The organism is Saccharibacillus sp. CPCC 101409, from assembly GCF_030518235.1.
Classification (GTDB): Bacteria; Bacillota; Bacilli; order Paenibacillales; family Paenibacillaceae; genus Saccharibacillus.
The window spans coordinates 68,163-81,099 of the sequence record NZ_JAULSA010000001.1; the positions used below are offsets into that span (position 1 = coordinate 68,163).

Sequence of the window (12,937 nt, forward strand, 5' to 3'; positions counted from 1 at the left end):
AAAATAGGGGTATTTGCTGAAATTTGACGAAAACAAGTGAAAAAAGTTGTGTTGCGCGATTGGTTGGACTATAATTCCGATAAAGTTAGTCTATTATAAAGGAATTAAAAAAAGCTGGGATACAGAAATAGGGGGTTACACAATTGGACAGCCGAAATTGGAGACTCGGTATCGATATCGGCGGCACCTTCACCGATTTGACCGTACTCGAACAAAGCAGCGGCCGAATGATTACGCTCAAGACCCCGACCGTACCCGCCGATCCGGCGCAGGGTATCGCCAACGGGCTTGAACTTTTGAAAAGACAGGGGATTTCCCCTTCGGATATCGGATACTTCGTGCACGGAACGACGATCGGGCTCAATACGCTGCTTCAGCGCAGGGGATCGAAGATCGCGCTGCTCGTCACCGAAGGATTCCGCGATATGCTTAACCTTCAGCGGCTGCGGCTGCCGGTTCCGTACGATTTTCGTTCCCGCCTGCCGGAACCGCTGGTGCCGCGGGAAAGAGTATTTACCGCCGAGGAGCGGCTGCTGCACGACGGTTCGGTGCATACGGAGCTGAACGAAGAAAAGCTGCGCAGCACGCTGGACGAGATACGCGCAAGCGGCGCGACGGGCGTCGTGATCTGCTTCCTGCACAGCTACAAGAACCCGGCGCACGAGAACCGGGCGGCGGAGCTGCTGGCGCAGTGGAGCGGCGGCGAACTGGACGTCTCGGCGTCGTCGGCGCTGTGGCCGCAGATGCGGGAATACGAACGCGCCGTCATGACGTCGGCGAACCTGTATATTCAAGCCAATGTGCAGAGATACTTTAGCACGCTGCAAGAGCGCTTGAACGCAGAGGGCGTGCCGAGCACGCCGTTTATCACGCAGTCCAACGGCGGCATCATGGATATTCGGTCCGCGGCGCAGGCGCCGGTGCGGACGCTGTTCTCCGGTCCGGCCGCGGGCGTCATCGGCGCGGCGCAGGCCGCCCGCTCGGCGGGAATCGGCAATGTGATTACCTTCGATATGGGCGGAACGAGCGCGGATATTTCGATTATCGAAGACGGGCAGCCGACTTTTTCGCAGAGCAACCATCTGGCCGGTCTACCGATCCCGCTGCCTGCGGTGTCGATGTATTCGGTCGGCGCGGGCGGCGGCTCGTACGGTTGGATCGACAACGGCGGCCTGCTCAAAGTCGGCCCGGAATCGGTCGGCTCCGATCCGGGACCGGCCTGCTACGGCAAAGGGGAATTGGCCGCGCTGACGGACGCTTTTCTGGTCTGCGGCTATTTGAACCCCGACCGCTTCGCGGCCGGAAACGTGCAGCTCTACGCGGATCGTTCGCTGACCGCGCTGGAGCCGATCGCCCGGCATCTGGGCATGGATGCCCGGAGCGCGGCCGATCGGATGATCCAGGTGGCGATCGCCAATATGTACGCGGAGCTGAGCGCCGTCATGGAGCAGCACGGCTTCGACCCGCGCGACTTCAGCCTGCTGGCGTTCGGCGGAGGAGGACCGGTTACGGCCAACTTCCTCGCCGACGAGATCCAGGCGCGCAGCGTCCTGATCCCGCCGAATCCGGGCACGCTGTGCGCGCTCGGCGCGCTGACGGCGGACTTTGCGCATGACGCGGTGCTGTCGCTCCAGCGCCTGGCCGCCGACGTGCCGTTTGCGCAGCTCGGCGGACATTACGCGGGGCTTGCGCGTTCGGCCGGGGAATGGCTGGACGCACAGGACGCGCCGGGCATCGAAGGACGGACGATTTACTACACGCTCGACGCCCGCTACAAAGGCCAGGCGTTCGAGATCGAACTGCCGGTCGCGCCGGAACTGCTGGAAGACGCCGATTATACGCGGCTTGAAGAACAGTTCCACGATCTGCACCGCCGCCAGTACGGGCACAGCGATCCAGGCGCGCAGCTTGAGCTGATCAATCTGCGGGCGCGCATCGTCGGCCATGTGCGCAAGCCGGAGCTTGCGACGATCGGCGCGGCCGAAAGCGCGGTGGTATCCTCCGGCACGCGCCGCACTCTGATCCGCGGCCGCGAATACGACGCGGCCGTCTACGCGCGCGGCGGACTGCGGGCCGGCCACACGATCCAGGGGCCGGCGGTCGTGGAGCAGGACGATACGACGATCGTCGTGCTGCCCGGCTGGTCCGGACGCACGGACGGCGCGGGCAATCTGATTCTGGAAAAGGAGGCGGAAGCATGAGAACCGATCCGGCAACGCTTGAGATTATGCGCAGTTATTACAACGCGATCGCAAGCGGCATGGGACATATCATCGAACGGACGTCGTTCACGACGTTCGTCAAGGAATCCGCCGACTTTGCGACGGCGCTGGCGGCTCCTTCCGGCGAATTCTACGTGTATCCGAAAACGGTCGGCGTCACCATTTTCCTCGGACTGAGCGTGGCGAAAGCCGTCGAGTCGGTCGGGCCGCTGGAAGAAGGCGATATCGTGATTACCAACGATCCGTACACGACGGACGGACTGGCAACGCATCTGCCCGACGTGCATGTGTTCAAGCCCGTTTTCTCGAACGGCGAACTGATTTCCTACGCCTGGGCGTTCGTGCACTGCAGCGACGTGGGCGGCCTGGTGCCGTCCAGCATTTCGCCGGAAGCGACGGATATTCACCAGGAAGGGCTGCGCATCCCGCCGGTCAAGCTGTACCGGCGCGGCGAGCGCAGCGAAGACGTGTATACGTTCCTGAATGCGAACAGCCGCGTGCCGCAGCTGAACGAAGGCGACGTGCACGCGATGGTCGCCGCCGTCAACACCGCCGAGCAGCGCCTGCTCGGGTTGGTCGGCAAGTTCGGCGAGCAGGCGGTCAAAGACAGCATCGAAGACCTGATGGACCAGGGCGAAGAGCGGGCGCGCAAAGTCATCCGGCAGATTCCGGACGGTACCTACACTTTCGCGGACTATCTGGACGACGATATGCTGTCCGATACGCCGGTGCGGCTGGCGGTCGACGTGATCGTCGACGACGGGAGCATTACGCTCGACTTTACGAAGTGCGATCCGCAGGTAAGAACGGCGTTCAATCTGGTCACGAACGGCAAGAAGCACTCGTTTCTGTACCAGGGACTGATCAACTACATGATCAGCGAAGATCCGTTTATTCCGGCCAACGGCGCGATCACGCGGCCGATCTCGGTGATCTCGCCGGTCGGCACGCTGGTCAATCCGGTGTATCCGGCGGCGGTCGGCGTGCGGCATACGATCACGATGCGCATGTATAACGTGGTGCTCGGCGCGCTGGCGCAGGCGATACCCGAACGGGTGCCGGCGGCCGGCGCGGGACAGTCGGCGATTGTGGTCTTGTCCACGCCGGACGCGGACACCGGGACGCGCAATATGGCGGTCGTGCAGCCGATGGGCGGCGGAGGCGGCGGAGGCGGCGGCCAGAGCGATATGGACGGCGCGGACGGCATCGACCATGCGTCGGGCTTCCTGAAGAACACGCCGATCGAAAGTCTGGAGCAGCATATCGACATCCTGGTGAAACGTTACGAATTCCTGCCGGACACAGCCGGCGCGGGGCTGAGCCGGGGCGGACAAGCGATCCGGCTCGACTTCGAGATCGTGCGCGAGAACTCGATCGTCACCGCCCGCGGCATGGAGCGGCTTCGCTTCCATCCGTGGGGCCTTGCCGGCGGAACGGCCGGCTCGCTGGGCCGCGTCGTGCTGAATCCCGGCACGCCGCAGGAGCGGCAGCTGCCGAAGATCAGCGTGCTGCATCCGCAGCCGGGCGACGTGGTCAGCATCCTGTCGCCGGGCGGAGGCGGCTGGGGCGACCCGCTGCTGCGACATCCGTCGCGGGTCGCGTCGGATGTCGCAGCCGGCCTGATCGCGCCGGACGCGGCGCTGGCGCAGTACGGCGTGGCGCTGGTCCGCGCAGGCGCGGACTGGGACGTCGACGCCGCCGCGACGGAAGCGGAGCGCGGTCGCCTTGCGGCCGAGCGCGATGCTCGGCCTGGCAGCGGCGGCAAGCCGGAGCTTGGGATAACACCGTCTCAAGAAGCAGGCGGGGCGGCCGGCAGTGCGGATCGCGAAGGCGGGGAAAACGCCGGCACGGTGCGGCTGACGGAAGGTTCGGCGTCCGCGCGCACGGCGGACGATACGGAGTCGTCCGCTCCGGAGACGCGGATCGACTTCGGTCCGGCGCGGATTGCTTACGAGGCGGTCTGGACGCCGGAAGCCAGCGACGAGCTGGCGCGGCTGCTTTATGAACTTCCGCCGACGCAGCGCGCGGCGCGCAAGCAGCGGGTGCACGAACGCGCGGCCGAGCTGTACCCGGAAGACGCGCTGGACGCGGACAAAGTCCGCGCGGTCTGGGCCGAATTCGCGGCCGCCGCATCGGCGGGCAGCCGGCTCTAACGGAACCGGCCGACGCTAATCCGCCGTTTACGCCGCTGCGCGGAAGCTAACGGAACTCAGGAGCGCTAATCGTCGGATTTCGGGCTTGCGGCCGTTTTTTTCGACCCGATAAGCGCGCCTCGTTCCGTTAGAATTCCGCAGAGGCCCAAAAGAGTGAAATAGCGGCGCTGTGTTCCGTTAGACCGTTAGACGCTATTTCATTCATTCGTTCATTCATCTTATTCCTATTCGAGGGGGCATTTATATGCGTTTAAAGAAAAAATGGTCGTTTTCCGCATTGGCATTGAGTTTGACACTGGCGGTATCGGGCTGCGGCGCGGCGGGCGACACGCAGAGCGCGGACGGCGGAGAGCCGAAAGCCACGGATACGGTCGTCATCGGCGTTTCGGGCGGCGCGTGGGAAGAAAATATCCGCTCGGCGGCGCTGGACCAGTTTGAAAAAGACACCGGCATCAAAGTGGAAGTCGTCGCCGGGACGGACGCCGAATGGTTCCCGAAACTGAAAGCGGCGAACGGCAATAATCCGAGTTACGACGTGCTGGTGCTCCAGCCGGATACGATCGAACGCGCGGCGGCGGCCAACCTGCTTCAACCGCTCGATACCGAGCACGTGCCGAATCTGGCGGATCTGTATCCGTCGGTGCAGGATCGTTTTACCAAAGACGGCAGTGTTTACGCGGCGGGCTTCAGCATGGGGCAGCTCGGCCTGGCTTACCGCAAAGATCTGGTGCAGACGCCTCCGACCAAATGGACCGACCTGTGGAACGAAGAATATAAAGGCCATGTGGCGATCTCGTCTCCGACCTACTCGGCGGGCCTGCAGTTCTTCTCCGGCCTGATCGGCGCTCTCGGCGGCAAAGCGGACAACGCGGCCGACGTGGACAAGACGTTCGCCAAGCTGGCCGAGCTGAAAAGCAGCGCGGTCGCGTTCCCGGACAACGCCGGTTCGATCCAGACGCTGCTTGAACGCGGCGACGCGTGGATCGTGCCGATGTGGGACGGACGCACATTCGCGATGGCGGACGGCGGTCTCGACGTAGGCTTCGCGTATCCGGAAGACGGTCCGGTCGCCGCGGTGGCGAGCTGGACGATTGCCAAAGGCAGCCCGAACCTGGCGAACGCCTACAAGCTGGTCGATTACCTGTCCAGCCCGGACGTGCAGAAGAAATTCTCGGATCTGTCCCTGTACGGCATGACGAACAAGAACGTGGAATACAGCGATTCGCTCAAAGAACGCGTGCAGGTCGGCGAAGACGCGTATAAGAAACTCACCTGGGTCGATTACAGCGTCGCCACGCCGAACCTGGCCGACTGGACGAACCGCTGGACCGAGGCGCTGGGCGGTGGGCAGTAATGAGCGGAATCCGCATTCAGGAGATTAGCAAAACGTTCGGCGACCAGACGGCGCTCAGCCATGTCGATCTGGAAGTCTTCGAGGGGGAGTTCTTCTCCCTGCTCGGCCCCAGCGGCTGCGGCAAAACGACGCTTCTGAATATGATCGCCGGCTTTCTGGAGCCGACGACGGGCGGGATCTTTATCGGGGGCCGGGAAGTGACCGGCCTTCCGCCTTACCGGCGCGAGATCGGGATGGTGTTCCAGGATTACGCGCTGTTCCCGCATTTGTCGGTCAGCGACAATGTCGCGTACGGTCTGCGCATCCGCAAAGTCCCGCGTAAAGAAGTGCAGGAGAGAGTGCGTGAAAGCCTCGCGCTCGTACAGCTTGAAGCGTACGCTTCGCGCATGCCGCACCAGCTCAGCGGCGGCCAGCGCCAGCGCGTGGCGATCGCCCGCGCGCTGGCGATCCGTCCGGCGGTGCTGCTGCTGGACGAGCCGCTCAGCAACCTGGACGCCAAGCTGCGCAAAGACATGCAGACCGAGCTGCGCAATATCCAGCGCCGCACGGGCATTACCACGATCCTGGTCACGCACGACCAGGAAGAAGCGCTCAGCCTGTCGGACCGGATCGGCATCCTCGGCGACGGACGGCTCCAGCAGCTCGGCACGCCGCTGGACGTGTACCGGCGGCCTTCGAACCGCTTTGTGGCCGAGTTTATCGGCCAGGTGAACCTGATCGCGGCCGCGCCGGAGGCCGCCTCGGCGGCGGGCGGCAGCTCGCCCGCCGAAGCGCCGCTCGGCGCTGCGGGCACGGCGCCTTATGCCGCGCCGGCCGTCCGCGAAGGCGGCGCGAACCTCGCCGCCTTCGCCGCGGCGCAGCTGCAGGCCGCGCCGGGCGAGCCGCTGCGGCTGCTCGCCGACCTCGCCGCGCCCGAAGGCGGCGCGGCTGCCTTTTCCGGCGCGCCTGCGTCCGCGCCTGCCGCCGCTTCCGCTTCGCCGGCTGCGCCCGGCTCCGCCGCGATTTCGGCGTCCGCCCCCGGAGCCGTTTCGCCCCAATCCGGCGAAACGCTGTTCATGCTCCGCCCCGAGCGCATCCGCGTCGCCGCGGCGGGCGAAGGCGCCGGCGTGAACCGTACGCCGGCTGCCGTATCCGGCGTCAGCTACGCCGGCAACGTGCTGCGCATCCGGTTCGAGCTGGCCGGCAGCGGATCGCTGACGGTGCACGCGTCGGACCCGGACTTTCCGGCGCTGCCGGAACCGGGGCAGGTGTATGACCTGTACTGGCGTCCGCAGGACCTGATTCCGGTCCTGCCCGGGGAGGGTCCGTTATGAGCGAACAGGGTACGCGAAGAATAAGCGCAAAGCGCGGGAAAGCAAGCGCAGGGCTGTTCCAGTGGCTGCTGCTGTCGCCTTCGCTGCTCTTCCTGACGCTGTTTCTGCTCGTCCCGTTCGTCATGCTGCTCGTACTCAGCTTCCGCGACGTGGACAGCCTGCTGACCGTGCTGCCGACTTACAGCTTTTCGCAGTATATCGACGTGTTTACGACGCCCGCTTACTCGCGGACGATCGGGTCCACGCTGTGGATGGCGCTCGTTACGACCGGGATCTGCGTGCTGATGGCTTACCCCGCGGCTTACCTGCTCGTGCGCACGCCGAGCCGGGGGCTGCGGACGTTCTTCTATATTCTGCTGGTGTCGCCGCTGCTCACAAGCGTCGTCATCCGCACGTTTGCCTGGATCGTGCTGCTGGCGCAAAACGGTCTGGTCAACGAAGTGCTGATAAACCTGCACCTGATCAACAAGCCGCTGTCGCTGCTGTGGAACATGAACGCGGTCATTATCGCGTACGTGCAGGTCATGCTGCCGTTCGCCGTGCTGCCGCTGGCGACGTCGATGGGCGAGATTCCGCCGAATCTGCGGCGCGCTTCGATGATTCTCGGCGCGGGGCGCATCCGCACCTTTTTCCGCGTGACGCTGCCGCTGACCATTCCGGGCATGCTGTCCGGCGCGGTGATCGTATTCTCGCTGGCGGCGGGCAGCTATATCACGCCGCTGCTCGTCGGCGGGCGGCTTCAGCCGCTGCTGCCGCTGGCGATCTACCAGCAGGCGGTGCAGGTGTTCAACCTGCCGCTCGCGGCCGCGATGTCGATCACGCTGCTGCTGATCGTCGGCATCTTCGTGGCGCTGGCCGGCTGGGCGACCAAACGATGGGAAGGGAGAATGCGCGATGTCTGACAATCATATCCCGGCAAACGGCTCTTCGGTTTCCGGCAGCTCCGCGCCTCGCCCGCGCAAACGCCGCCGCATCAGTCCGCTGACGATCGCGATCTGGGCGGCCGGACTGCTGGTGTACGGATTCCTGATCGTGCCCGTGCTGGTCATTTTCCTGTCGGCGTTCAGCCCGCAGGAATATCCGCAGTTTCCGCCGGAAAGCTTGTCGGTGCGCTGGTTCGAATCGCTGTTTACGAGCCGCCAGTGGCACAGCGCGCTGTGGAACAGCGCCCTGCTGCTGCTGATTGTCACGCCGCTGACGGTGATTCTGGGCACGGGCGCGGCTTACGCGCTCGGCCGGCTCCAGTTCCGCGGCAAACAGCTGCTGCAATCGTTCATGCTGTCGCCGCTGATGATTCCGCAGGTCGTGCTGGGTATCGCGCTGCTGTACGAATTGACGACGCTGCGGCTGATCAACTCGATCTGGGGACTGGTCATCGGGCATATGATCGTGGCGTTTCCGTATGTGGTCCGCACGGTCAGCGTCAGCGTATCGAGCCTCGATTCCAAGCTGGAGCTGGCTTCGATGAGCCTCGGCGCGGGACCCGTGTCCACATTTCGCCGCATTACGCTGCCGCTGATCCGTCCGGGCATCGTGGCCGGCGCGATCTTCTCGGCAGTGACTTCGTTCGGCGAAGTCTCGATCAGCTTGTTCGTATCCTCGCCGAAGACGATCACCGTCCCGGTACGGATCTTCGGTTATATCGACCAGACGTTCGACCCTTCGGTCAACGCGATCTCCGTGATCTTTATCGTCCTGGCGGTCGCGGCGCTGATCGTGATCGACCGGACGATCGGCCTGACCAAAGTCATGTAAGCTTCGAAGCCCGATAATTCTCGCGGATTATCGGGCTTCGTTAATTCATTGCAAGGAGGCGGTACCCGAATGAGCAATCTTGAAAAATGGCTGTCCCGCGCGGACGAAACCGATGCCCGCGTCAGGGAATGGCGGCGGCACTTCCACCGCTATCCCGAGCTGTCGTTCGAAGAGCACGAAACGTCCCGCTACATTTACGAAACGCTGGAGAACATCGGCGGGTTCGAGCTGTCCCGGCCGACGCCGACCAGCGTAGTCGCGCGCCTGTCCGGCGGCCGGCCCGGCCCGGTGCTGGCGCTGCGGGCAGATATCGACGCGCTGGCGATCCATGAAGAAAACACATTCGAATTCGCGTCCGAGCGTCCCGGCGTCATGCACGCCTGCGGACACGATTCGCACGCGGCGGTGCTGCTGGGCGCGGCACAGATTCTGGCGGCCGAGCGTCAATCGCTGCGCGGCGAGCTGCGTCTGATCTTTCAGCACGCGGAAGAAACGCCTCCCGGCGGCGCGCAGGAACTGGTGGAAGCCGGCGTGCTGGACGGCGTCGACGCGATCTTCGGCCTGCATCTGCTGAGCTGGCTGGACACGGGCAGGATCGGGTTGATCGAGGGCGCGGTAATGGCCGCGACCGACAATTTCGATCTGACCGTGCGCGGAAACGGAGGCCACGCCGCTTACCCGCATCACGGCGCCGACGCGATCGCCGCGTCCGCCCAGGTGATCGCCAATTTGCAGCATATCGTCGCCCGCCAGACCGACCCGATGCAGCAGGCCGTGCTGTCCGTCACCCGCATCCGCGGAGGCGAAGCGTATAACGTTTTCCCGGAAAAAGTCGAGATCGGCGGCACAGTCCGTTCGTTCGACCCGGAGCTGCGCGAAGACCTGCTGCGGCGCATCCGCCACACCGCCGGCCATATCGCCCAAGCGCACGGCGCTTCCGTCGAATTGTCGGTGCAAAAAGGCTATCCGGCGCTCTACAACGACGCTTCCCTGGTCGCCCTGGCCGAACGCGTGACCGTCTCGCAGTTCGGCGAAGCTTCGATCGAACGCTCCAAACCCACAATGGGCGCCGAAGACTTCGCCGCCTATACCCGACAAATCCCCGGAGCCTTTATCTACATCGGCGCCCGCAGCGAAGCCAAAGAAAGCCATTATCCTCACCACCACCCCCGCTTTACCGTAGACGAAGACGGCATGAAAACCGCTTTACGCTTCTGGCTGGCCCTCGTCGACCAATGGCAGCTCGAGCATTAATCCTCAAAGTAAGCCCGATCTCTTATCCTCCGGCCGCCGAAACCAAGGCGGCCCGCTCCTCCACCCACCAAAAAAACTCAAAAAAAGACCCCGATACCGGAACGCCGGTATTCGGGGTCTTAATATGTTGAGAAAGTCTGATTTTTATAAAAACCGAATAAGCGGAGGGAGAAATTCAGTGAAGGAACGATAGTGATCGCCTTTGAAACCGGGAAGATTCCACTGGAATCTAATCGATCTTCCTGGTTTCAACACGCGACCGCAACGAATTTCTCCCGCAGCCCACACACGATTCTTATACGAATAGGACTTTCTTGACATCCTAAGACCGAGAACCCCGGTCAACCCGGTATCGAAGTCTTTTTTTGAGAAAAACCAAAAAAAGGATTGACGAACCCTCGCATCGAGTCTATATTAAACGTATCAAATAGATATATCGTTTAGATATAAATCTGAAACGGTTCGAATAAACGGGAGGCTGAAAAAATGCTGGAGCAGGTAGCTCTGGGCGTGCTGATGCAGCAGCCGATGAGCGGATACGATATCAAGAAAGTGATCGACAGTTCGGTGGGCCTTTTCTACAAAGCGAGTTTCGGCAGTTTGTACCCGGCGCTCGGACGGTTGACGGACAAAGGCATGGTCAGCTTAACGGAACTGGAAGACAGCAAGAACAAGAAGATTTACACGATCGAAGAACCGGGACGGGCCGAATTTATAAGCTGGCTCCAAGAACCGCTGGAAGGCACGCGCAACGCGCACCTGATCAAGATCTTTTTCTACGATTACTTGGATGAAGAAACGAGGCAGTTCCGTCTGGCCGAATACGAAGCGGGACTGCGCGGCAAGATGGGACAGATCAAAGCGGTACAGGGAATCGTGGCCGGAGAGCTGGAGCAGATCGACAACCCCGACGATTATTATTACCGCATATCGGTGCTGAGTTACGGCTTGAAGCATTATGAGATGGAACAAAAATGGATCGCGCAGATCAAAGAGAGGATGAATCTAAATGACTGACATTCAAACATCCGCATCGAACGCAACGAAGTCCGGCAAGCTTACGTTTTCCCAGCGTCGCCCGGTCTGGGCCGTCGTCGTCATCGAACTGCTGCTGATGGTCGCGGTCGCCGCCGCCGGTACATACGCCACTTTGAAAGGATTGAGCTATACCGCGCCGGTACTGCTTTCCTTTATCCCGATCGCGCTGGCGCTGATCGTTTACATGACGCTGCGCAGAAGATGGGGCTACTACGGATTCCGCTCGCTCAAAAGCATTCCGAAATCCGGCTATATCTACTACCTGCCGCTGCTGGCCGTGCTGGTCGCGATCTCGTTCAAAGGCTTTCGTCCGCTGACGATCCAGGAGATTTTGTTTTTCCTCTTTTTCACCCTGCTGGTCGGCTTCGTCGAAGAAACGGTCTACCGCGGACTGATCTTCAAAACGATGCTGAAAAAAGGCGCGGTTGCCGCGATCGTCACTTCCAGCATCCTGTTCTCCATCACCCATGTGCTGAACGCGCTGTCCGGTCAAAGCCTGGCGGCGACGCTGCTCCAACTGCTGTACGCGCTGCTCGTCGGCTGCGCCCTGGCGCTGCTGCTGCTCAAGAACGGGAATATCCTGCCCCTGATCGCGTTCCATTTCCTGCACAACCTGATCCAGTTCCTGGGCGTGCAGACCGAATACATTCCCGCCGACGTCGTGGTCCTGGTTATCCTGGCCGCGCAGTGCGCATGGCTGATCGCCTCGATGAAAAAACGTCCGGCAGCCGCGATGATCGCGCCGACGGGAACGGTTTTGTAACTTCGGAAAGCCCCCAAGATCGCACAGCAAAAAGAGCCTCTTATACTGCCGCTTCGGGCAGGTGGGAGGCTCTTTTTTGACTGCTTGCTTTTTCCATAAAAGTTTAGTTAGGTATCGAGCAAGCATTCTGTTTATTTATGTAAAATGTGGATTTTGTATAGATTGACCTTTGAATTTTGCGTACTAAAATAGGGATATTCAACCAGAGAAGTCGTAAATTATCGTAAAGGAAGTGTCTATTAAAAAAGGTATGAGTATAAATGCGATTCGCCGGATCACGGTTGCGTATGGCGGTCCCCGGCAGCAGGAAAAAATTGTGCAAGAAATCGAAGAAAACTCGTTGTTGAAAGTCGGCGCGGCGATCGGCAATGCGTTCGAGTTGAGGCAGCTGCTGCGCGAACGCCGAGACTTTTCGGCGCTGCTGCTGGATACCGGGATCGACGGATCGTTCGTTTCGCCCGAATGGGAGACGGCCGCGCGGAATATCCCGGTTATCCTGCTCGCTTCTTCGCTGCCTTATCATCCTTACACAGGCGGGCTGAACGTGGTGGAGTTTATCCAGAAACCGCTGACGCCGTTCAAGATCCAGCAGGCCGAACTTCGGCTGCGGCGGTATTTGGGCAATCCTGCGGCGCAGTCTTCGCGAAAATCGGAGATTCCGGTCGTCAACGAAGAGATCGTTTATCTGGATTCATCGGACGTTTTGTTTATCGAATCGCTGAACCGGGACGTGATCGTACATACCCGGCAGGGCCGGTTTTCGACCCGCATCTCGCTCAAAGCGTACCGGAACAGTTTGCAAAATGAGTCTTTTATGATGACCCACCGTTCTTTTCTGGTCAATCTGCCGCACGCGGTCCGGATCGACGGGGAAGACCTTTTTTTCGAAGATTACGCACAGCCCGCGCTGATCTCGTCCGAAAAGAAAGCGGAGGTGCTGCGCGAACTTGCGCACTATGCGCCGAGGAACCGAATTGTTCAAATCTGAACATAAATTCCGTCTTTTGTAAAGAAGTATTCGTAACGACGAAAATCCATATCATTTTTGCGTTGTCAGGAATATACTTTCTTTTGTCTAAATTCTA

Annotated in this window: 10 protein-coding genes; all 10 read left to right on the forward strand. The window is 61.3% G+C overall.

What is annotated here, in order from left to right; all coding sequences use genetic code 11:
* The first annotated feature begins 143 nt into the window (after nucleotides 1–143).
* The 10 genes from QWJ34_RS00325 (at nucleotide 144) to QWJ34_RS00370 (ending at nucleotide 12,840) form a co-directional block, all read left to right on the forward strand.
* Nucleotides 144–2,201 carry a hydantoinase/oxoprolinase family protein gene (locus tag QWJ34_RS00325; protein ID WP_302725058.1) on the forward strand — a complete coding sequence of 686 codons (2,058 nt, stop codon included), beginning with the start codon at nucleotides 144–146 and terminating at the stop codon, nucleotides 2,199–2,201.
* Entirely contained in the window at nucleotides 2,198–4,375 is a 2,178-nt protein-coding gene (locus QWJ34_RS00330; RefSeq protein ID WP_302725059.1) for a hydantoinase B/oxoprolinase family protein, read from the forward strand. The genes QWJ34_RS00325 and QWJ34_RS00330 overlap by 4 nt, the downstream gene beginning before the upstream one ends.
* Before the next feature lie 244 nt (nucleotides 4,376–4,619).
* A complete protein-coding gene (locus QWJ34_RS00335) occupies nucleotides 4,620–5,729 on the forward strand; it encodes an ABC transporter substrate-binding protein (RefSeq protein ID WP_302725060.1) in 1,110 nt (369 codons plus the stop codon).
* The gene (locus QWJ34_RS00340; RefSeq protein WP_302725061.1) at nucleotides 5,729–7,042 is read left to right on the forward strand and encodes an ABC transporter ATP-binding protein; all 1,314 of its coding nucleotides are present in this window, start codon (nucleotides 5,729–5,731) and stop codon (nucleotides 7,040–7,042) included. The genes QWJ34_RS00335 and QWJ34_RS00340 overlap by 1 nt, the downstream gene beginning before the upstream one ends.
* A complete protein-coding gene (locus QWJ34_RS00345; RefSeq protein ID WP_302725062.1) occupies nucleotides 7,039–7,944 on the forward strand; it encodes an ABC transporter permease in 906 nt (301 codons plus the stop codon). The genes QWJ34_RS00340 and QWJ34_RS00345 overlap by 4 nt, the downstream gene beginning before the upstream one ends.
* Entirely contained in the window at nucleotides 7,937–8,797 is an 861-nt protein-coding gene (locus QWJ34_RS00350) for an ABC transporter permease (RefSeq protein ID WP_302725063.1), read from the forward strand. Before QWJ34_RS00345 ends, QWJ34_RS00350 begins: the two co-directional genes overlap by 8 nt.
* A gap of 69 nt (nucleotides 8,798–8,866) precedes the next feature.
* Nucleotides 8,867–10,051 (forward strand): M20 metallopeptidase family protein, encoded by a 1,185-nt coding sequence (locus QWJ34_RS00355; RefSeq protein WP_302725064.1) that lies wholly within the window; start codon nucleotides 8,867–8,869, stop codon nucleotides 10,049–10,051.
* A 486-nt stretch (nucleotides 10,052–10,537) separates the two neighbouring features.
* Nucleotides 10,538–11,068: a helix-turn-helix transcriptional regulator gene (locus QWJ34_RS00360; RefSeq protein ID WP_302725065.1), complete on the forward strand. Its 531-nt coding sequence runs from the start codon at nucleotides 10,538–10,540 to the stop codon at nucleotides 11,066–11,068.
* Nucleotides 11,061–11,852: a CPBP family intramembrane glutamic endopeptidase gene (locus QWJ34_RS00365; protein ID WP_302725066.1), complete on the forward strand. Its 792-nt coding sequence runs from the start codon at nucleotides 11,061–11,063 to the stop codon at nucleotides 11,850–11,852. Before QWJ34_RS00360 ends, QWJ34_RS00365 begins: the two co-directional genes overlap by 8 nt.
* Before the next feature lie 316 nt (nucleotides 11,853–12,168).
* Nucleotides 12,169–12,840, forward strand: a complete 672-nt coding sequence (locus QWJ34_RS00370; protein WP_302725067.1) for a LytR/AlgR family response regulator transcription factor — start codon at nucleotides 12,169–12,171, stop codon at nucleotides 12,838–12,840.
* The last annotated feature ends 97 nt before the right edge of the window (nucleotides 12,841–12,937 follow it).